This window comes from Chakrabartyella piscis (assembly GCA_030067835.1).
GTDB lineage: Bacteria > Bacillota > Clostridia > Lachnospirales > Anaerotignaceae > Chakrabartyella > Chakrabartyella piscis.
Genome location: CP092441.1, coordinates 636,061 through 659,482, shown reverse-complemented (window position 1 = coordinate 659,482; position 23,422 = coordinate 636,061). Strand labels below are relative to the sequence as shown.

General features: G+C 38.1%; 18 protein-coding genes. All 18 read right to left on the bottom strand.

Annotation, left to right across the window (positions count from 1 at the left end):
* Positions 1 to 6: 6 nt before the first annotated feature.
* The 18 genes from MJY40_RS02885 to atpD (MJY40_RS15535) all read right to left on the bottom strand — a co-directional run bounded on the left by MJY40_RS02885 (position 7) and on the right by atpD (MJY40_RS15535) (position 23,405).
* Positions 7 to 783 carry a hypothetical protein gene (locus tag MJY40_RS02885; protein ID WP_317855578.1) on the bottom strand — a complete coding sequence of 259 codons (777 nt, stop codon included), beginning with the start codon at positions 781 to 783 and terminating at the stop codon, positions 7 to 9.
* A complete protein-coding gene (locus MJY40_RS02880; RefSeq protein WP_317855577.1) occupies positions 764 to 1,315 on the bottom strand; it encodes a hypothetical protein in 552 nt (183 codons plus the stop codon). The genes MJY40_RS02885 and MJY40_RS02880 overlap by 20 nt, the downstream gene beginning before the upstream one ends.
* Before the next feature lie 269 nt (positions 1,316 to 1,584).
* Positions 1,585 to 1,992, bottom strand: a complete 408-nt coding sequence (locus MJY40_RS02875) for a hypothetical protein (protein WP_317855576.1) — start codon at positions 1,990 to 1,992, stop codon at positions 1,585 to 1,587.
* A gap of 12 nt (positions 1,993 to 2,004) precedes the next feature.
* Positions 2,005 to 3,399: a F0F1 ATP synthase subunit beta gene (gene atpD, locus MJY40_RS02870; RefSeq protein WP_317855575.1), complete on the bottom strand. Its 1,395-nt coding sequence runs from the start codon at positions 3,397 to 3,399 to the stop codon at positions 2,005 to 2,007.
* Positions 3,400 to 3,451: 52 nt separating this feature from the next.
* Positions 3,452 to 4,252, bottom strand: coding sequence for a F0F1 ATP synthase subunit gamma (locus MJY40_RS02865; RefSeq protein ID WP_317855574.1), 801 nt, complete (start codon positions 4,250 to 4,252; stop codon positions 3,452 to 3,454).
* Positions 4,253 to 4,255: 3 nt separating this feature from the next.
* The gene (locus MJY40_RS02860) at positions 4,256 to 5,587 is read right to left on the bottom strand and encodes a F0F1 ATP synthase subunit alpha (protein WP_317855573.1); all 1,332 of its coding nucleotides are present in this window, start codon (positions 5,585 to 5,587) and stop codon (positions 4,256 to 4,258) included.
* Positions 5,588 to 6,355 (bottom strand): hypothetical protein, encoded by a 768-nt coding sequence (locus tag MJY40_RS02855; protein WP_317855572.1) that lies wholly within the window; start codon positions 6,353 to 6,355, stop codon positions 5,588 to 5,590.
* A gap of 13 nt (positions 6,356 to 6,368) precedes the next feature.
* Positions 6,369 to 6,617, bottom strand: a complete 249-nt coding sequence (locus MJY40_RS02850; RefSeq protein WP_317855571.1) for a hypothetical protein — start codon at positions 6,615 to 6,617, stop codon at positions 6,369 to 6,371.
* Positions 6,618 to 6,724: 107 nt separating this feature from the next.
* Complete coding sequence (locus tag MJY40_RS02845) at positions 6,725 to 9,136, bottom strand: hypothetical protein (protein ID WP_317855570.1); 2,412 nt, start codon at positions 9,134 to 9,136, stop codon at positions 6,725 to 6,727.
* 13 nt (positions 9,137 to 9,149) lie between these two features.
* The gene (locus MJY40_RS02840) at positions 9,150 to 15,677 is read right to left on the bottom strand and encodes a hypothetical protein (protein WP_317855569.1); all 6,528 of its coding nucleotides are present in this window, start codon (positions 15,675 to 15,677) and stop codon (positions 9,150 to 9,152) included.
* A gap of 638 nt (positions 15,678 to 16,315) precedes the next feature.
* Positions 16,316 to 17,209, bottom strand: a complete 894-nt coding sequence (locus MJY40_RS02835; protein ID WP_317855568.1) for a diacylglycerol/lipid kinase family protein — start codon at positions 17,207 to 17,209, stop codon at positions 16,316 to 16,318.
* A 22-nt stretch (positions 17,210 to 17,231) separates the two neighbouring features.
* The gene (locus MJY40_RS02830; protein ID WP_317855567.1) at positions 17,232 to 17,624 is read right to left on the bottom strand and encodes a TFIIB-type zinc ribbon-containing protein; all 393 of its coding nucleotides are present in this window, start codon (positions 17,622 to 17,624) and stop codon (positions 17,232 to 17,234) included.
* 29 nt (positions 17,625 to 17,653) lie between these two features.
* Complete coding sequence (ftsH, locus tag MJY40_RS02825) at positions 17,654 to 19,531, bottom strand: ATP-dependent zinc metalloprotease FtsH (protein WP_317855566.1); 1,878 nt, start codon at positions 19,529 to 19,531, stop codon at positions 17,654 to 17,656.
* Positions 19,532 to 19,540: 9 nt separating this feature from the next.
* Positions 19,541 to 20,386, bottom strand: a complete 846-nt coding sequence (locus MJY40_RS02820; protein WP_317855565.1) for a glycosyltransferase — start codon at positions 20,384 to 20,386, stop codon at positions 19,541 to 19,543.
* Between the two features lie 131 nt (positions 20,387 to 20,517).
* Positions 20,518 to 21,135 (bottom strand): TetR/AcrR family transcriptional regulator, encoded by a 618-nt coding sequence (locus tag MJY40_RS02815; RefSeq protein WP_317855564.1) that lies wholly within the window; start codon positions 21,133 to 21,135, stop codon positions 20,518 to 20,520.
* Positions 21,136 to 21,208: 73 nt separating this feature from the next.
* Positions 21,209 to 21,559, bottom strand: coding sequence for a hypothetical protein (locus MJY40_RS02810; protein ID WP_317855563.1), 351 nt, complete (start codon positions 21,557 to 21,559; stop codon positions 21,209 to 21,211).
* 66 nt (positions 21,560 to 21,625) lie between these two features.
* Positions 21,626 to 22,039: an ATP synthase F1 subunit epsilon gene (gene atpC, locus MJY40_RS02805; protein ID WP_317855562.1), complete on the bottom strand. Its 414-nt coding sequence runs from the start codon at positions 22,037 to 22,039 to the stop codon at positions 21,626 to 21,628.
* Positions 22,029 to 23,405, bottom strand: a complete 1,377-nt coding sequence (gene atpD, locus MJY40_RS15535; protein WP_317856397.1) for a F0F1 ATP synthase subunit beta — start codon at positions 23,403 to 23,405, stop codon at positions 22,029 to 22,031. Before atpD (MJY40_RS15535) ends, atpC begins: the two co-directional genes overlap by 11 nt.
* Between the last annotated feature and the right edge of the window lie 17 nt (positions 23,406 to 23,422).

Below are 23,422 nucleotides of genomic sequence, written 5' to 3'. Positions count from 1 at the left end.
TTGTAGTTAATAAATACTATCTAGCACATCGGGTCTTGTAAAGATAAGTTGTTTTGTTCCATCTCCTGCTGACATGGAATCTTCAATTAGAGATAATTTAGTCTCTGAATCACTCAAAGTAACGATAACATCGCCTTTTGGCGCTTCCATATACTGCTCGCCTGCTCCACTATTATAAATCATAACATCGCCTGTAAAAACAGCTTCTACATATGACATAGCTGGCAAAACCATTTTATATCCATTGTATTCTATGATAACATCTTCAAAAAAGACGTAAATGTCCTCTCCATCATAAGCAAATCCACCTCTTAAAAAAACTTCATCATTGCCTTTTGTGGCATAGATTGAGCCATTGCTTGTAAATTCAATCTCTGAAAAATAATCCAATCTTGAAACTTCATTCATTCTTGGTTCCACATACACCATATTGTTTGCCAAAAGAATTGTATTGATATCCTTGTAATAAATAGGCAAACTGTCTAATTCATATTCACTATTTTGTAGTTCCACTACCGTTGTATTGTTATCCGCTCTTTTCAACACACTATCTGCTTCAATTGCAAAAGAACTTCCTGCATAATATCGAATTCCTTCATATGGCAAAGTATATCGTTCTACCGACATATTGATGAATGTTGTAACACAAATCGCTATTACCGCTGCCACTGCTGGAAACACAAAAATAACACGTTCTTTTTTGCTCAGTCTTCTAAAAAACCCTTTTTTTTGACGTTTTCTTTCTCTATTTTCTTCATTATCGTTAATTGCCATTGATCTCAATTCTTGCTCTCCTTCCCATAGATACCTCGTTTATTTCTGTAATAAACAAATAAATTGCAAAAAGGGTAACAAAAATCCCTAATACAACGTATACCGCAACAAACGCAACCCCTGTGCTCATATCCAATATGTATCCGCAAACCACATTTAATGAAAGCAATGATACCAATTGCACTACAATCCAGATTATGTTTGAAAGCGTTCTTGTCATTTCTCTTTTGTCAAAAGCATATAAAACAGCTACCATACCAAAACACACCAAATGTATTGCTTGTAATTTTGCAAATTGTATTACAAACACAACAACCATAATACATCTTACAGAAGCACTTGCAAGTCTTACACAATCATAAAATGACATTTTATAAAAAAGGGATAAGAACTTGAAATTTGCTTTGTCAAACCACAAGCCACGACTTTTCACAACAAGTATGGGCAAACATAAGCAAGTGATTATGACAACTGCTATGATACACACCAACATAGGTTGTAACGCAACCATGAGGCGAAGTATATATTCCTGCACACCCATTCTTCTTCCTCCTCGCATCCCATACATCGTTATCTCTACCAATCAAGAGATACACACATTTTCTTGGTATAGAAAAAGTTACATACCTTAGGAAATCTTTCATTGTCATCTATACCGTTATCCATTACATTTTCATACCACATATCTTTCAGTAAAACAGTGGCAAATCCCAATGTACCAATCCACCACACCCACTCACAACGTTTATAGTGTACAACAACCTCTATGATTGCACACTAGGTGTTAACCTTTACACCGGGATTCACAACTCATTCATTTTCCATATCTTTTTTTCTACCAAATCGTTTCCTTTTGCCTTCTTTTCCTTTTTTTTCATGCTCTTGTTCTTGCTCTGTCGCATCCGTTTTTGTCATTTCTAATTTGGATTCAATCAAAAATGTAAACTCATTTTGTTGGTGCTTATAAAAACCTCTTACATTGTCATAACGCACCTCACCATCAGGTGTCACAAACACAACTGATCCTTCTATGCTTCCTATACTTGGCATAAAATCTTCCATAATCAATAGACCATAATCCAGATCACGTATACGAACAGCTGACACCTCTGGCAAAAAATCCAAACCTTTTGTACCATCAATGATACGAGCACGAATTTTGGGTACAGCATATGTATCTTCAAATTCTGTTGAGAATTGTTCTTTCCTCTTTCTCATAAAATTTGCTCCTTATCTGCGTTGATATTTCATAAATGCACCGATATACGCAAATGATGATTCATCTTCGTCATCACATTCACCTGACAAAATAGCACTTACGTCATCTAAAACATCACCAATTTCAACGAATTCACCGTTGATGCCTGTATATTGCTCAGCAACATACATAGGTTGTGAAAAATAATTACGAAGTCTTCTTGCACGGAAGAATGTATTTCTATCATCCTCTGACAATTCATCAATACCCAATACAGCAACAATTTGTTCCAATTCTTCATAACGTGACAAACAACGAAGCGCTGCTTCCACCAATTGGAAATGACGTTGTCCAATAATTTCAGGATCAATGATTTTGGAATTTGTCGCAAATACATTGATGGCAGGATACAACCCTTTTTCAGCAACTTTACGATCCAAAACCACTTGACCATCCAAATGTTGAGATATGGAATGTACAGCTGTATCGGTCAAATCATCGGCAGGAATGAAGATCGCTTGGAAAGATGTAATGGAACCATCTTCTGTAGAGTTGATACGTTCTTCCACTTCACTGATTTCTGTAAGCAACGCAGGGGAATACCCATTGTCAATTGGCATATGAGCAAGTTCACTTGAAATTTCTGCATTTGCTTGCACCATACGATAAATGTTATCAATAAACAGCAAAACATCTTGTTTTTTCTCATCACGAAGATATTCTGCCAAAGTCAAACCAGAATACATTGCACGACTTCTACTCATTGCGTTGTCACCCATTTGGCCAAATGCCATGGCGATTTTATCCAGCAAATCCGCTTCTTTCATTTCATCATAAAGGTCACGTCCTTCACGGCTACGTTCCCCAACGCCAACGAACACAGAGTTGGATTGCAAACCTTGATAAACGTTATGAATCAACTCTTTGATGAGTACTGTTTTACCAACACCAGCACCACCCAAAAGTCCCATTTTGAACCCTTTTCTCATAGGAGCAAAAAAGTCCAACACTTTGATACCTGTCCACAAAATATCTCCATCAATGATAATTTCATTCATTGCAAGAGATTTGTCATATATATTTCTTGTGGGTACTTGACCCATTTCTGTGTTATCTATGGTGTGACCATATGAGTTGAATACATGACCCAAGATACTATCATCATATGCTATGCTAATACCACCATCAGCTTTGTAAATATCCATTCCACGTTTCAATCCATTTGTCAAACCAAAACAAATAGCAGATGCAACGTAACCATTGATTTCTGCCACTTCAAATAAGACACGTCCAAAGTCCGTATCTGTATAAACCATATCCCTAATGCCCAAGTCGGTATGTTCTAAGAAAATATCGACCCTTAAATTTGAAACGGAAATGATTCTTCCAAGACGACCGTTTTCACTTTGTGCTAATTCTATTCCCATTGCATACCTCAATTCACTGCTTCTGCAGAAAGTTTTATCCTCTTATTGTTGGCTATTTCAAACTTTTTTGTTTCACAAAACTATCAATTGTTTTTTGGAAACTTTTTTGATTTTTCATTTTACGATTGTATTTGATTTCTTCTTCTTCCATTTCATCTAATTTTTTCAGTGACTCAGATGTTGCGTTTTGTCGCATTACATTTTCTGATGCTTTCGCACTTGCCAACGCAATTTTAAACTCATAGTTCAAGAAAGAAATAATCATATTTTCCAAAACATCTGTTGCATCGCCTTCTATGAAAAAATCCACCTGATTTTTGACTTTACGTCCATCTTCTTCAGATTGATTTTCCAAATCTTCTAAATTGATTGGGTAAATCCGTTTCACAATAGGCTTGATGGAACTCAAATTGTAAAAATGATTGTATACAAGCTCTACTGCTGACCATTTACGCTCTTTGACTGCACGTTTGAGATATTGTTCCACAAGAGCCTGTTGACTTTCAAATTCATCCATTGTCAAATACAAAGCTACTTCCCTATTTTTTCTGATTTTTTTACCCAATACAATTTTTTCACTACCACCATCTTTTTGTAATTCAGCTGTGATAGAAGTGTTGATACCGCCGCAAAAACCAAGATCTGACGCAATATAAATACGAAGAACTGGCAATTTTGGATCTGGCAATTTCAGCGTTTTGTCCAATTTCAAATTGTCATTGCTCAAAATAATGCTCATCATCGCTTCCAACTCATCCTGCATAGTACTATACATATCAGACAATCGTCTGGAGGCATCTACTCGCAAAAGAGCATGGAAATTCATTACCTTTACAACTGCTTTTACATTCATAAATTATTCGCCCCTATCAAGATTTTGAACCATAGTCAAAGATTCTTTTGATGTACGAATTGCATATTTGTGTTGTTTGAGCATATCCAAAATTCTAGCACCTCGTATCATAGAACGTTTCATGGATTCGCCCATTTCGTCTATATTAGCAAGTTCAAAAATTTCACGTTGTTCCAAATATGCCAAAAGTTCACGTCGAATAGGTGGCCCTGTACGTTTCATTGCAGCTTCTTGCACTGCACCGCCCAAACGTGATACAGACAAACCGTAATTGATGGCTGGTTTTTGCCCTTTTTCAAAGCTTTTTGCAGACAATACAATTTGACCATCTGTAATGGAGATGATATTTGTAGAAATATAATCTGTGATATCTCCACCTCTTGTTTCACAAATTGGTAATATTGTGATGGAACCGCCATTTTTATGTTGACAACCCATTTCCAATACACGGGAATGTGCATAGAAGATATCTGGTGGATATGCATCACGACCTGGTGTTTTGCCCATCAAAAGTGCAATTTCACGACAAACATCTGCATGACGTTTCAAGTCATCAATGACAACCAAAACATCTTCTGATTGTTCCAAATGGGTTCTTGCCATTGCAAGTGCCGCATAAGGTGTGTTTCGCAACACAGGTGCTGGATCATCATTGAATGCTGCCAAAATGATGGTATATTCCATTGCACCACGTCGCAAAAGTTGATTGTAAATATCTTTTACTTCTTTTTTTGTTTTGCCAATTGCCACATAGATACACAAGATTTCTTGATCTCTTTGGTTATAAATGGTATCCAATGCAATTTGTGTTTTGCCTGTTTTTTTATCTCCAATGATCAATTGACGTTGTCCACGACCAATTGGATAAATCAAATCGATACCTGTGATGCCTGTCAAAAGTGGGCGTGTTACAGAAATACGATCCATAATGGGGATTGCCTCTGTTTCCACTTTTACATTCAGTAAATTTTCCATTGTTTTGCCCGCCAAGCAATCTTCGCCAAACATATTGACAATGTGCCCAACAGACTGACTGGAATAATTGGCTGTAAATTCTTCGCCAGTGGATACCACCTTATCGCCAACTTGTAACTTACCTTTTATGCGTGTCAAGGCAATCAAAATACAATCTTGACGAATAGCATCTACATATCCTTCGCTGCCTTCACCAATGATTACTTTTTCAAAATAGGAAACATTTTCAAGTCCTGTCGCTTCTACGATATATTCACGAACCAAACGAACGCTTCCAGTTGAATACACATTTAATCCACTTTTTATCGCCGAAATTTTTTCACTCAGCACTGAGTCTACTGTATTGATTGCATGATTCATTTAACCAATCTCCCTTGTTTTTATACAAAAATCATAAAGTGTATTGCTTTTTTCTATTTGTATACCTTCACAAATATCATAATCTTCTACAACCACCATACCACTTGGAAAATCAGATGTATTTGCTCCTTTTGCAACATGTATGACTGTTTTTTTCGGTTCCAATTCCACCAATTCTTTTAAATAATTATAGAAATCCAAACTGTCAAAATTGTCATCATTTTTTTGAAAGTCTTTGAGCAAAACAAAAAATTCTTCTGGTATTGTTTCCTTCAATACTTCGTATTGCATCTTTCCTGGCAGTGTACAAAGTTCGTATATTTGATTGTAGCTGATGTGTTGCAAAAGCCTTGTTGCAAGACCTTCTTCCACAACTTCATCTTTGATACCCAGATCTGCAAATATTTCCTTTGTATTGCAAGCAAACCCTTCATGAATTTTACGATATATTTCTCCCACAGAAGCGTCACGATACACCGTATTGCTCATACGTTGTGCAGCGTTTATGATTCCTGTTGGTGCTTGTTCAACTGTTCCCATGCTGAACACAATTTCTTTTGTTGTTTCTGTTCTCTGACTTGTATATTCTCTTGCTTGACTTTTTAACAATTCTCTACTTTTTTGCTCCAGCAATTGATCGTATTCCGATACTAGGTTCATTGTTTTCCTACCGATACTCTCATTCACTGACTTTGCAAGCCATAAAATAGCCAATGCAACAAAACCTACAAGTAATCCAATGATAATGGCTGCACCTACATACAACATAATCTGATACCCCTTATAAGTTTAAAATAGGATTGAAATAGAGCAATATAAATACAAAACCAAATAGTAATAGAAGCAACAAAGACAATACCAATGCAACCACTATTACAGAATGTACAACATCATTTTTTGTTTCTGGATTTCTACCAACTGCTTCTGCAATCTTTGAACCCATTAATCCTAGCCCAATACCAAGTCCCAAAAATGCCAAACCTAGCATCCAGCCAATTGCTTCTAATACTGCTACATATAAAGTATCCATTTTTTCTCCCTTTCCAAACGCTGTCTACTATATAATTTGATTCCAATGCTAGTTAGATTGTGGCTTTGCACCAATTAAGTCACAAAACCACAATCAAAATTTAGTTTTTAAGCATTTTCTGCACCTGTGCTTCCTGAACCACTTGAATCTGTACTTCCTGAACTACTTGTATCTGTACTTCCTGAACCACTTGTTCCTGTGCTTCCTGAACCACTTGTATCTGTGCTTCCTGAACCACTTGAGTCTGTACTTCCTGAGCCACTTGTATCTGTGCTTCCTGAACCACTTGTATCTGTACTTCCTGAACCACTTGTATCTGTGCTTCCTGAACCACTTGTATCTGTGCTTCCTGAACCACTTGTATCTGTACTTCCTGAACCGCTTGTGTCTGTACTTCCTGAACCACCTGTTCCTGTGCCAGTTTCGCCTTCTGTTCCACCAGTTTCGCCTTCTGTTCCGCCAGTTTCGCCTTCTGTTCCGCCAGTTTCGCCTTCTGTTCCGCCAGTTTCGCCTTCTGTTCCGCCAGTTTCGCCTTCTGTTCCGCCAGTTTCGCCTTCTGTTCCGCCAGTTTCGCCTTCTGTTCCGCCAGTTTCGCCTTCTGTTCCACCAGTTTCACCTTCAGTTCCACCAGTTTCGCCTTCTGTTCCGCCAGTTTCGCCTTCTGTTCCGCCAGTTTCACCTTCTGTTTCTGTGTCGCCACCAGATCCACCAGATCCACCGCCTGAAGAGCTGGTTGTTTCATACAGACTTGCAGATGAAATCAAAGCTAAGTTATAGTCTCCATCATATTGGCTATTGAGATAAGAAGCCGATAGATATGTTTCAGCGCTTGCATCTTGCAATTCTATGGTTAGAATTTGACCATAATCTGACAAACTACCATTGACAATAAATTCATAGGTATATCCCGTTTGCACCGCCTGCTCAAAATCCTCTTCCGACAAATTTTTAGAATCCGCAACTAACTTTTTCGTTCCGTCATCCTCTGTACTATATAGCGCCAAAAGACCTGTTCCTCCAGTGATATTGGCATCTTCAATTTGCAAGGTTACACCAACTTTTTCATCAGAACTATAGTTCATAGAAATTTTATTGACTGCAACAAGGGTTGTTACCGTTACAATACGGTCTAGGTATTTTGTAGAAACCAAGTTGCCTGTACCATCGTCAGCAGCAAGTGCATGACCCAATACAACACTATATTTTGTATCACTTTCAAGACCAGAGAAGGTATATGTATCATTATACACATCTATGGATACACGGTTTTTACCTGTATAGTTCGCCCAATATGTTTCGACTGCCTCAGCGTTTTCATCGCTAGGGTTATAGGCATCACTGAGTGTGATTCCAAGAGCATCCAACTCTGCTACTTTATGAAGTTCTAAGTAAACTGTTCCCAAAGTACCAAATGGATCCACGAAATAGTAGCTGACTTCGATGTCAGATGTTGTGGTTGCAATACAACTTGTGAGTTGCAAAATGGTTACTGTGTCTTGAGATTCCCCAATACCACCGGAACCACCTGTACCACCTGTACCACCTGTACCACCTTGGCCACCAGAGCCACCTGTACCACCAGTACCACCTGTACCACCTGTACCACCAGTACCGCCAGTACCACCTGTACCACCTGTACCACCAGTACCACCATCGCCACCGATACCACCGATACCACCTGTACCACCGATACCACCTGTACCACCGATACCACCTGTACCACCGATACCACCTTGGCCACCGTCACCACCAGCACCACCAGAACCACCAGCACCACCAGATCCACCGTCACCTGCTTCGATGACTGTATTGATGAGGTCTGGAGTTTGGGATTCTTCTATGGTTTTGTAAATTCCTGAATCGTATGTATTTGTTGTACCAAACAAACGAGAAGAATCATATTGCTCACCATTTAATGTCAAAATTTCATTTGCAATATCAAACTCTAAAGATGCTGTTTGAATGGTTGTTGGTTGTGTGGTTTTGAGGCTCATTGTGTTGGAATACATACGTGCATTTCCCACCATATCCAGCACAATATAGAGATAATCCTCTGTTGTAAATATATTTTCGGAATCGGTAATGGAATCTCCCATAATGATATAACGTCTATCCGCCAGTTTGATAAATGCACCTTCTGCACTATTTGGGATTTCTGTTCCATCTTCTATGGATACAACACTTCCATCTGCATCAATGAGATATCCACCACCAAAGACGCTAACACCAGTTCCAGTGTATGCCATTGTGTGATTTCCCAAAGGGACTTCACTTTCACCTTCCACCAACGTATATTGTCCATCGAATCCACGTGTTACCACAGCTTCATCTGCAATTTGCATTGGTACATATACGCTATCAAAAACAACACTAGCAGCGGGGATCGTAGTTTCCCACGCCCCACTAGCAGTTACTTGTTGTGCCACAAAAGCCATACTACCTGTAATAACAAGTATAATTGTTGCAAATATAGAGAAGATGAATTTTGTATTGCCACTAAATTTTCTTGTTTGTCTCATTACATCCCCTCCTTTACGCTTCAATCATTGTAAAGCTATACGCTTGGTACAAAACATTATTTTGATACAACTGAATTGTAATTTTGTATTCACCAGTGTCAAATTCATATGGAATGTCATAATAGTATGTGGTAGCGCCTGATGTTGTTGTATATTCAACAAACATAGTATCCGATCCATCATAGGAAATACCATTTTGTGTCACAGTTTTTCCATCGTATGTACTACCTGATACACTCCATTGGATTTTATCAAATGCCTGTTCATCTGTCGTGGAAATGACACCAAAACTTTCTGACAATGTCAATCTAAATGCTGTTCCATTACGTGCAAGCGAAGCATTTTTAATGAGCAAATCACCAGATTCAATTGTTTCTTGTGCCAATGTTTCAATATTGAATGCTTTTTCGATTGCAGGAGATTGTGTCGTTTTATAAGAATTGCTTTGACCAGAGTTTTGCGTCCAAGCATAATCTATATAGGTATTAAACGGATACACTCCATTTGTTGCACCAAAGAAATCTGTATACCCTTTTTGATAATAGTCTTCATTTTCATCAACGGTTGTATCTGGACCTAAGCTATCAAAGTTACTATCAATAACAGCATAAATATTGATCCAATAGGTTTCTCCTGAAGTCAAGGAATACTTTGTTTGTGTTCCTGAATTTGCATCCGTTACATAACCTTCCAAAGTGTCATCTGACAATGTAAAGCTTTGTCTTGGCACCCCAGCATTGAATACTTGATCATCATAGGTTGTAAATATTTGTCTACCAACAGAATCTGTAAAACGAACTGCATATAAGCCCGAGGTTTGGTTGGTAGCTGGTGTACCCATCAAAGCATATTCTGTGTCGGTAATGGTGACTTGATAGGTCAAGTTATCATATGACGCATCTGTAATGTTGATGGTTGCACCTGTAGAAATTACAACTGGAAGTACAAAGTCATATTCATAGGTACCAATTGGTGCTGTACCTGTGTCATATGCTGTAACAACTACCGAGTAGGTTACACCTGTTGTCAAAAGACCCCTTGTTGCACTTGGTGTCAACAATATATTACCTGTTATGGTAGTTGGCAAATTATCAAATGCCATATTCGATGTATACATTCCTTCTGATTGCATTGTCTCATGAGAAATCACAACCTCACCTTTTGCGTCTACAATATCATAGGTCACATACACTTCATCATCCCTACTCACTTGATATTGGAAATAAAGGTATTTATCAAAATAACTTGTATTCTTGTATAGAATTTCACTTCCTGTTGTCGCATCTACTATTGGATAGAAGGTAAATTGAGATGCAAGATAGAAGGAATATTCTGCCTTTTCCCCTGAAGTTTTCAATACAGTGTATGTTGTTGCTCCATCATCATCCGACATCGAAAGCACAATATAGAAGGTTTGATTTGTATCATATAACTCAGATGTATCAAATACAAATGTACCTTCATTTGTCAAAGAATCGGCAACATAGTTTCCAGATGCATTCAAGGTTACAAAGTTGCTATATCCATTTTCAAGCTTCAACTCATTGGTATAATCTGGACTTCCAATATTGTTTGGATCTTCATAATACACATTCACATATACATTTTCATAAAAAACATCCTCATACGCTGTAACTGTGAAATCTCTCAGTACAAACCCTGTTGATGTGGATGTGTAAATACGAGATGAGGTATACCCAATAGTTGGTGTGATACTTGTTATGGTACCAGTTGCCGTATTTGTATCTACTGCTGTGTCAATGGTGCCAACACCCTTCATTGTGAAGTAAGTTGAACCACGATCTTTGACACCATCTTCATAAACTCTTAGATAGTACCATTTTTCTGAATCACTGGCTCCATCTTCTGTGGCATAGAATTTAAATTCTGTGTCAAAAGTATCTTCATTGCCGTTTGTGTCAAACAAATTAATGGTATTTTCCAAAACATCCGTTGTCAAATATCTGGATTCATTTGATTCATATGCTTGTTGCAACAATTTGTAGCTTGCGGAAGAGGAATTGGAAGAAATACCGGAATAATTCCCCAATGCAAATTCTCCACTGGTTACCGTTTGTTGCAATGCAAAATAATCACTTTCCAAATTGCTCCAGCCTTGTGTTCCATCATCATATAAAACTTTTGCAGAGTATTGGATTCGTTCGTCTATGAAATCGCTTAATAGAGCTGTTGAAATTTGTCCATAATATTTACCATCACTACTTTGTGAAATACCTGCATAAAGCGTTACATCCTCTATCTGTTTTGTTTTATCAACCGCACTAACTGTCAATTCCAAACCATACGCCCTGCTAATCAAATAATCTGCATAAATTGCAAAGGAGAACGTAATCTTGTTATCTTCGTTGTCTATATCCATTGAAATTGTTGGTGTACCAAGATCCGAAGCAGTCCAATACCATTCCACTGGAATGTTAGCAAGGTAATAGGTTTCTGTTGCAGATTCCCCTGTCAAATGGGTGATTGCATTTGTATAATCCACCTTATAGAGATTGAAGTTGACAGTTGGTGTTAATACTACAGATTTATCCCCTTGATAGGAAACAGAATACTGTAGTTTCAATGAATTCCAAGCTCCTGTCGCACTATTTTCAATACTGGTTCCTATTGGTTCACCACTAAAGCCTTGTATGCCAGTCAAGGAATGGGAAATAACGGTATAATCTGCATCTGATGAATCTGTGATTACAACATCATCCACATCACTATAGGCATATCGCAAATCAATGGTCCCAACAGTTGAAGTGCTTGCATAAACGTCTGTTGTATCATACACATAACTATAAATTTGTGGTTCTACCAATGGTGCATCTAAAACACCTGAGTTTAACATATAGGTTTTGGTAGCACCAATATCTCCTGTTACACCCAAACCAGTACCATATGTATCTTTATAAATTTCATATTGGTCTGTTCTGTCGATTGGATAATCATAGGATTCTCCACCATCAGAATTTGCAACCTTTGCAGTGTATGCAAATAAGTAACGGAATCCACGTTCCATACCTGTAAGCAATTCCCCTGAGTTGCTCAAATTTTCATTCCCTGCATAATACACATAATGTCCTTGGGAAGATATGTGGGCAAACTGTGCTTCGCCTGCATAGTCTTTCGTTGCTGCATCATCTGGATCATTTCCAAAGATAATCGCAACAGTAGGGATTGTTGCACTACTGCTAATGTCTATTGTTGCTTGGCTGACAATTCCCAATCCCAATTCTTCCATAGAATCTGCATCTGAAAGATCAAATTCAGGACAACTGCTTGGAACAACAACAAGATTGTAGAATTGAGAATAATCCATAGCATAGTAGGTCAATGTTTCGCCCATACGATCTGAATTATCAAAATTAGAGGTCAATTCATATCCTATAATTGTATCATCTGGATAATCTTCATAATCATCTGGATCAACACCATATTTACTTGCCACTTCTTTTGTAATGGCAGTTGCTGTAATGGCTTTTTCTGGTGAAGTTACAAGAGAAGCCAAAGATTGGTTAAAGGATACATCTTTGCTGCTATTCAAAATATCAAAGGTATTGTAGTACCCAAGTGTATTTTGATTGAATATGGTTCCATCAGCAACCTCTGTCACAACAATATCAAGGTCTGTACTGGTGTCAATACTTGTTTTACCAAAGCTTGCCTCTGTTAATGTCAAACCAGAAGAAGAATATAGACTTACAAGATCACTACCTGTTATGGTTGCTGTCCCTTGTGCTTTGGAAGTACTTGCATTTTGCAACTCTATTGTTACTTGCCCATCCAAAAGCTCATCTGAAGCATGGGTAATTGCATCATCTGTAAAGGTTGAAGACATCAGTGAAAGACTGATATTTTCACTAATGACAGATGTACCATTTGCATCATCTGAAGTGGTCCATGTTACATATGCTGTTGGTGTGTCATAGGTTCTAAAGCTGACAGTACCCAGTTCATAGCTCAAAGATTCATATTCGTCGGCAGCTGCATCAAAATCTATGTATGCAGTAACTGTGATGGTATATTGTGTATTTTGCAACAAATCTTGGAAGTCCAAATCCAAATGATATGCTGTTCCAGCAATGTCTTCCAGCAAAGTTGCTGTATATACGCCATTGCTGTCTGTTTTGGTATCCCCAACGGTACTAAAGGACAAGGTTTCTGAACCAATCAAGTCACCTCTGATTTCAATCTTTAACAATGCATTGACTCCAATATCTATTGTGGTATTGGCATCACTTAAGATTGTAAGAGTTCCATTGTATGTGTCATAGAAACTACCCGTTTCATCTGCCACCAATTCCAAACCAGGCAAAGAACCACCTTGTACATAAATCTCGTCTGTATCTCCTAAATTGTATTCAATGGTTTGTTCATTATTATATGTAACCATTGTTACATTGAAGTAGTAATAATATCCAGCGGATAGTGTAAAGGTTGCTGCCCCTGATGTGTAGGACTGCATCACTTTTTGGTGGCTTGTTAGGGCAACCCAATTGCCTGTACTGGTATCATATTGATAAGGAGTATATACATATTCTGTAACTGCACCATCATCATCTGTAACCGATTGACGATATACATCCACTTGACCTGTTACACGATTATAATACGCATATGGGTCTGTATCGGTATCCCATGTTGGTTTGACTTTTAATGTTTGCACTTCAAGCTCTTGTTCAGACATGGTTTTCAAACCATTGATTGTAACAACTATTTTTGCGTAATATGTTGTATCGCTGGTCAAACCTTCAAAACCAACTATTGTATTATCTTTTGAAACAGTAACACTGTTTACTATAGTTCCATTAGTAGAATCGCTGGAATAATAGGTAGCTCTATAGTTGTCATAATCCAAAACATATTTTTGTGTATAACCATCGTCGGATAAATATGTGTAATTCTTCATTTGGCTGGCTGTCAACAACACAACCTCAACCTGTTCCACAGAAGATTGATATGCAGTGGATATGATGGTATTCAATTCCAATGTGGAGGTAGTTGCCAGTTTTTTGGTCAAATATACACCAGCAGAATCTGTGTAGAAGGTTTCATCTACGAATTTTCTGGAATATACATCATAGTTCATCATATAGTAGGCTTCCACAATCAATTGATAATTTGTATTTGGTGAAAGCTGTTCCCCATCTGGCAAAATGAAGTGTATTTCCGCTTCGTCATACAACGAATTCCCATCATTGAAGTTGGTTTCATTTCTACTTGTATCTACAGAATATATGCCAGTAGTTTCATTATATGTAGCAACATAACAGTCTATGGTTTCACCAGTTGATGAATTATATACAGAAACTGTTGCTGGATATGTAGAGTTATATAATGTAAGGGTTTCTTCTTGGAAATATCCCGCCACGTCTGAAATTGCAATGGTACCCGCAATGGAAGTTGAGGACAAAGCCCAATTTTTAATGGTCATGGTTGGCAAAGCACTATTTGTAGAAGAATCACCTGTTGCATCGGCACCAGCAGCACCAGACGCACCAGAAACACCTTTTGCTCCATCATCGCCACTCAAACCATCGGCACCTGTTGAACCCTTGGATCCTTTTTCACCAGTTGCACCTGTTTCCCCTACTGCTCCACCTTCACCTTGTTCCCCTTCATCACCTTCGTCACCATCTTCACCGGCTTCACCAGTAAGACCAATCTCACCAATGACACCATCAATACCAGCAGCACCATCTTCACCAGCGATACCAGCTTGACCAGCAACACCAGATTCACCATCTTCACCATTGATGACTTCAAAGGTAAGTTCTGGAACAATTTGTCTACGTGTTTCATCTTCTGTCAATTTGATGACATCATCTGCATTTACAGAAAGTTTTGCCATGGACATGGTATAATTGCCATCTGTAATGAGTTGTGTTACAGGATTGATTTGCACACCACCTTCTGTTTCAATATAAAAGCTTTCAGAAATGGTTGCCCAAACATTGTCAGTGGTCAAAACATTTACAATGCCATCGTCTGAAACGGATACTTGTACATAGTCTGCAACTTCACGTACATCACTGTCTGAAAAATGTACCTTTAATGTTGGAGATTGGATCAAATATTTTTGGTCAGAAAGCTTCCACAAGTTTTCATCAAAAGTCATTGTGCCAGCAGTGGTTTCTGTTGTATATTGTCCTCCATTTGCATTGACACGCAACATTGCATCTATATGATAGTTATTGATGAAATTATTGGAAAGATCCGCAAAATCCACAAGAACCCCATCTGTAAATGACATTACATTTCCATCGTTGAAGTTGACAAAACTTTGTGTGGGCACAGAACTCGTGTCACCTGATATATTATCAAAGGTTACAACGCCTGCTTTCGAAGAGACAAATACCGTTTCTTCCTGAAACTCAATTTGCTTGCTTCCATCCAGACTATCCCCTTGTAACACATACCCACTGGTATAAAACGTTGGACGCTCACTGGATGTTTTCCAAACCCCAAAAGATATAAATGCAATTGCCACAATTGCTATCAAGCCCACAGTTGTTGCAACAATTCGTTTTAACATATATTTTACCCCTTTCACACACGCTTACCCGAACCACTCTAATTTATATATGCTTTTCCCTTTGCAATGATACAATAAATCTATAATATTCATTGAAATAATCAACAAAGTCAAACACTTCATGAAAATATTTTTCTATATAATTGTTAATATAATACCACTTTTAAAGTTTGATGTAAAGTTAATTTGCGCTATTTCACCAAAATTCTACTCCATTTTTAATCATCTTTATTCATATAGGATAACTAGGCAATTATAAAAATTCGTCATTTTTAACATTTATTGGCAATATATCACATGTTTTGTTGGTTTTATCCCGTTTTTTCTTTTTTTATTATACATTTTTCCCTTTATACCTTTTTTCTTGTATTTAATATATTTTATTCATATTAAATGGTGTATACACAAAATTATCATTTCTATAATCAACATCATATCTAAAGCAACATAGTATGGTGAATCACAGTAGAGCAAAGCCATTTTTCTATCCTACTGTTTGTTCTATTGTGATAGAAAAATAGAGGGCTAATTTATACCAAAAAAGACACCAAGATTTCACTCTCAGTGCCCCATTCTCATTTTCATTTTCTTTTCATCTCGTTTACTGTAACCACATGCCACTTTGCCACTCACCATGTTCAACGGTCAATCATAATACGAACCGCTTGTTTATGATTTTCAATATCAACCTGTGTGAAACTTCCACCAAATTCACCATCCAAAGTCCAATCAATGGGTGTTTCACTAGTGATTGCAACCCATTCTGTTTGGTAAGTATATAAATAATTTGGATCAGGAGTTGCTGTTAGAACACACTGCAAAAGTGCATGGATATCCGATAAATTTTTCGGTTTTTTTGCCAAAACCACTTCAAACAAACCATCATCCAACTTCACTTTATCTCCACTCAAACCTTTGAATCCACCAATAGAAGTGGAGTTGGTAATCATCCCATAAATAAATTCACCGCTAATGATTTCTGTTTTTGTTTTCACCGTCAAATGATAAGAAGGAATATGCCCCAATCGCTTTGCCCCTTCCAAAAGATAAGCCATTCTGCCCAAAACATTTTTCATTTCCTGTGGAGTTTGATAAGAAACATCAGTAAACAAGCCAAATGCTGCAATATAACCAAATGCTTGCCCATTGAAGGTTCCCACATCGCAAGCAAAGGGCATTCCCTCCACAACAGTTTCTGCCGCTGTCATAATATTCTTTGAAATGCCCAAACTAGATGCAAAATCATTGGTGGTTCCACTGGGGATATATCCAATGAGTGGCGGATTGTCTATGGCAATCAATCCATTCATAATTTCGCTTACTGTTCCATCTCCACCACTACAAACAATCATTTCGTATTGGTCTGCATACTCTGTCACAAGATTAACTGCATCTTTTTTCCCCTGTGTTGGGCAAACTGTCACGATATATCCATTTTTGGTATACATCTCAACAATTTCGCCAAGATTCCAATTCATCTGCCCTTTTCCAGAGTGGGGATTATAAATCAAAAGCAATTTTTTTCTATCCATTTTTTCTCCTTAGTTCAATATCTTATGTTTTTGTGATGAAGCGATTGTTGCATTTTGGGCAAGCAATTTCCACTTTACCACGTCCTCTTGGCACACGAATCATTTGCCCGCAACCAGAACATTTATAATATTTATGGGTTTTTGTGCCAAATAGCACCTGTACTTTTTTCTTGATTGCAGTTTCAACAGGAGTATATTTGGTGAGAAATTTATTGTTTTCATTCATTCGTACATAAATGTTTTTGGAAAACATCCGATATATACACCATATAAATGGCACATAGGAAACAACTACCAATGGTTCCAATCCTGTTAAACCACCAGTCCACGATAAAATCATCGACAATATCAGCAATGCTATTCCCAATTTATCTGTTCCATATCGTCCCACCATAAAATTTCGAAACCGATTCATTTCATATCCCCCTTATTCTGCTACAACCATCAAATACTTTCTTTTTTCATAGTTCCATTCAAAACACCCATAAATTCTTCGCCTGTAATCGTTTCTTTTTCCAGAAGATAATTTGAAATTTCCATCAATTTTTCTTTGTTTTCAGAAATAATTTGATATGCTTTGTCATGGGCTTCTCTAACCAATTTCACCACAGCTTCATCAATCTTTGTGGCTGTTTCATCGGAACAAGCAAGGGAAGCATCTCCACCTAGATACGCATTGTTCACCGTTTCAAATGCAACCATGCCAAAATCATCATCCATACCATATCTTGCAATCATAGCCCTTGCAATTCTTGTTGCTTGTTCAATGTCGTTGGATGCACCTGATGTGATGGAGCCAAACTGAATTTCCTCAGCAACTCTACCTCCTGTAAAGGTTACAATTTTGTTGAATGCCACTTCTTTATCCAGAAGGAAAACCTCACTTTCTTCCAATTGCATGGTATATCCCAAAGCACCAGAAGTTCTTGGTATGATGGTGATTTTATGAACTGGTGCAGATTTTTTTTGCAAAGCTGCAACCAAAGCGTGTCCCACTTCATGGTAAGCAATGATTTCTTTTTCGTGTTTTGAAATCACTTTACCCTTTCTTTGATACCCAGCAATAATGACTTCCACACTTTCTTCCAAGTCATTTTGATTGACCATATTTCTGCCCATTCGTACAGCTCGAAGTGCCCCTTCATTGATGATATTTGCAAGCTCTGCACCCGATGCACCTGCTGTTGCTCTTGCTATGGCATTGAAATCTATGGTTTCTTCCATTTTGATTTTCTCTGCATGAACCTTTAAAATGGCTTCACGACCATGCAAATCAGGCAACTCTACAGGCACACGTCTATCAAATCTACCCGGTCTAAGAAGTGCTTTATCCAATGTTTCTGGTCTATTGGTAGCTGCCAAAATAACAACACCTTTTTGACCATCAAAACCATCCATTTCTGTCAATAGTTGATTCAATGTTTGTTCACGTTCATCATTTCCACCACCACTAGGTCCATTATCCCTCTTTTTGCCAATGGTGTCAATTTCATCAATGAACACAATACAAGGTGCTTTTTCGTTTGCCTGTTTGAACAAATCTCGAACTTTTGCTGCACCCATACCCACAAACATTTCTACAAATTCCGAACCAGAAATGGAAAAGAATGGGACATTTGCTTCCCCTGCAACAGCTTGTGCAAGTAGTGTTTTCCCTGTTCCTGGAGGACCCACAAGCAGCGCACCTTTTGGCAGTTTCGCACCCACTTCTGCATATTTTTCTGGATGATGCAAGAAGTCAACAATTTCTGTCAAAGCTTCTTTTGCTTCATCTTGTCCAGCAACATCTTTGAATGTTTTGCCTGTTTGTGCCGCAACATATATTTTCGCTTTGGATTTTCCAAAGGACATGGCATTGCCCATACCGCCTGATTTCCCCATGATTTTTCTCATGATAAATTGCCAAATCAGAGAAAAAACAGCAATCATAATCACTGTACTGATGATGGTTGAGAAAAGAGATGGTTCTGCTGCCAAAACCTCTGTAAAAGTAACGCCTGCTTCATAAAGTCGGTCTACCAAAGACGTATCCTGCATACGAACTGTTTGATATACCGTTGGTTTCTCTTGGTTTAATGTGATGAGTGTTTCACTGGAATCTTCCACTTCATCGGTTTCGATAATATAATAAATGGAATCATCCCGAACCTCTACTTGGGTAATTTCATCTGCTTGTAGGCTATCCAAAAAGACATCATATGTGACTGTTACCACATTGCTTTGAGCGAACAAGGGTAAAATAAATGTATTAATTGCCATAATGATGAGCAATGCGATACACCAGTAATAAATAATCGGTTTCTTTGTGTTTTTTGTCGGCATAGTGTGTTCTCACTTTCTTGTTTTGTGATAGGATTTGATGGTATCCCTTGCAAAATCAATATAAAATCGGTTAATTTTCATTTTGTTTTCATTGTATAAATCCATAGATTCATATAATGATTTATAGTGCTTAAAAAGGGCGGTTTTCATACCAACAACTTCTTTGATATCACCCCCGATAGAGGATAGACTTCCTTTTGTTTTGACATAATCATACAGTGGTTGATGCAAAATATAAACCCATTTCACATATTGTAGGTATTCCAGATTGAACAGAAAATCTTCACACCAACTCAGCTCCTCAGAAAAAGATAGATTGTGCTCTTTGATGATATCTGCATGGTACAACTTATTCCAAAGCACTCCATAATAAAAGTTAGAAGGTGCTTTCAGCATTTCCAGTGCAAATTCTGTTCGTGTAATGATGCCTTTGGTTTTGATATCCCCACAAACCATCTTACGTTTTTCAAATACCCTTGTATAATCAGAAATCACCAGTTCGCAATCATTCCAAATGGCTTGTACCAACAATTTTGTTGTATCTGCCTCAATCCAATCATCGCTATCCACAAATTGAATATACTTCCCTTTCGCAACTGCCAAACCTTCATTTCTAGCACAGGAAACACCACTGTTTTCTATGTGTATCACAATGATTCTGGAATCTAGTTGTTTGTATTCCTCCAAAATATCATGTTTATCATCTATGCTACCATCATTGATGACAATGATTTCTATTTCTCGATAGCTTTGTTTTACGATACTGTCCAAACATCTTTTGATTGTGGCTTCTGCATTATAGGCAGGCACAATGATGGAAACCAAGTCATTTTGAGGATTCTCCTTATCTTTCATTATTTACCACTCCTTAAAATTCATCTCATGCAAATATCTGTATTGAAACAAAATAGGCGGATATGGAATCCGCCCCTACATCTTATTCTATGTCATTACAAAAGCGACCACAGGTTATCCTCACAAATTTATTACCCCTCTGTTTCAAAATCTTGTTCCAATCCATTGATAAAAATGGTTGCTGTTCGAAAAAAAGCTTCCTCTTGGGCATTTGCATTTTCTATATCCGATAATATATCCAATGCACATACAGCATTGTTTTGCAAAAGTGTTAAGAAACGAAGTGCATCATTTAAAGTAACACCCTTTCCAAATTTCACATCTTTGAAGGCATCTTCAAATGCCAAAGCATTGTCTTCCTTAAGTGCTTTTTTGATTTCGAAAAGCTCATCACATAAATGTGCTGGACGTTGCGCCAAAGTATTGTAGCACAATACACGATACTGTGGATGAATTTTCAAAAAATTCTGCTGTGTATTCAACAATGCCAATGCCGCTTCTTTACCTTTATGCAAATCGTTGGTATTTTCTTTGATATATAACCTAAAATCATCTATACATTTTTTGACACAATATAAATACAGACTATCTTTGTTCTTGAAATAATGGTAAAGAATGCCTCTGGACATTTCTGTTTTCTTTGAAATATCACTAATGGAAGTTCCTTCATACCCATGTTCATTGAACAATTCAATGGAACATTCTATTATCTTTATTGCTGTTTCGTGATGCAAATCCTTTATTTTCATCCATAAGCCCCCTTCAACCAACATCATTCAAGTCTGATTATACTACATATTAAACGATGTGTCAATTTTGTGGTCACACCAAAAGTTGGAAACAAGAAGCTGCTGACTTTGCAAATAATGCAAGCCATACCACAAGTTTACCAATTTCTTTTTTTGAAGTTGTTTTGATAATCGTATACACCGATTTTCCAATTCTTGAGGACATCAAAAGTATAATAAATGGTGCGAAATGTGCATCAACATATAAGCTAATGATGACCAAAATTACTGTCGTGACAGTCAAGCTAATATCTCCAATTTTATGTGCTTTCAGTATGTCTTGATGTTCACTGATATCTATTGTTTCGGTTTTATCCATTGTTTCGGTTTCAGCCATTGTTTTATCCTCATACTCAAGTTGTAGTGAATCATTTTCTGCATTCATACAATCACTCCCGTTCCATTTTCAAATAATTCTTATATAATACACGGTTAGCCCGTCAATTGTGCATCACAAATGTGTGTGGTTGACATTGCGAAGTCTTGCCATGGCACGTGCCAACTGGATTTGGGCATTTTTATGCTCTGTTCGACTTTTTGCTTGACGAATGGCTTCCTCTGCGTGTTTTCTTGCTTCTTCTGCACGTCGTACATCAATATCTTCTGGCCAATCACACGCTCCACAAAACACAACCACCTTGTGTGCTGTCACTTCCATATACCCTTCTGCATTGACCGCTTCTTTCCACACTCCATCCGCCTTCCAACGAATGACATTGGGTTGCAACACTGCCACCAAAGGTGCATGATTTGCCAAAATTGTCCATTCACCATCATCGGCAACGAAGGTCATGGCAGATACCTCTCCTTTGAAAAAACGATATTCTGGCGTTAGGATTTCCAATTCAAACAAATTATCCTTCATGTGTCATCAACTCCTTGGCCTTTTCTCGTACCTCATCGATGTCACCTACCATAAAGAAGGCAGATTCTGGCAAATCGTCCACTTCCCCATTGACAATGGCTTCAAAGCTTTCGATGGTTTTTGCCAAGGGAACAAATCGTCCGGGTTGTCCTGTGAATGTTTCGGCAGCATTCATAGGTTGGGATAGGAACATTTGGATTTTTCTAGCACGATACACCACTTTTCGATCTTCGTCAGACAATTCTTCCATACCCAAAATGGCAATGATGTCCTTCAGTTCGTTGTATCGTTGCAAACATTCCTGTACACGACGTGCCACAGAATAATGACGTTCCCCTACAATGGATGGATCCAAAATACGAGAATTGGATTCCAAAGGGCTAACAGCTGGATAGATACCCATTTCTGCAATCTGACGAGACAAAACTGTTGTTGCATCCAAATGAGAGAAAATCGTTGCTGGAGCTGGATCTGTCAAGTCATCGGCTGGAACATAGATTGCTTGCACCGAGGTAATGGAACCTTTGTCTGTGGAAGTGATTCTTTCTTGCAATTCGCCCAATTCTTGAGCAAGGGTTGGTTGATATCCAACAGCAGATGGCATTCTTCCAAGCATTGCAGAAACTTCATTCCCAGCTTGCACATAACGGAAAATATTATCCACAAAGAGAAGCACATCTCGGTTCATTTCATCTCTAAAATGTTCTGCCATGGTAAGTCCTGTGAGAGCAACTCGCATACGAGAACCTGGTGGCTCATTCATTTGACCAAACGCCATAGCAGTTTTGGAAAGGGCTCCAGATTCTGTCATATCGTGAATCAAATCGTTACCTTCCCTACTTCTTTCCCCAACGCCAGTAAACACAGAATATCCACCATGTTCTTTGGCAATGTTATAAATCATTTCCATAATCAAAACAGTTTTGCCAACACCCGCACCACCAAACAAACCGATTTTACCACCTTTGGCATAAGGTGTCAGCAAGTCGATTACCTTGATTCCTGTTTCCAAAAATTCTGTTTTTGGAGTCAATGAGGCAAAGGCTGGGGCATCCCGATAAATCGGGGAATGGGGTGCATCGATATCACCCTTATTGTCTATGGGATTGCCCAACACATTTACCACCCGCCCCAAAACAGCTTCACCCACGGGGACATGGATGCAAGCATTTGTATTGGTAACGGTCATACCGCAAGCCAGTCCATAGGTGGCATCCAGTGCAACACAACGAACTTCCCCCGGTTTACCGTGAGCAGCAACTTCCATATGGACACCATTTTCAGTAACCAATAAATCATGGAGATTGTACCTTTCTGTTTCTGGATATTGAACGGTCAAAACAGGACCGCTAATCTGTGAAATAATTGCTTCTGTGCACTCCA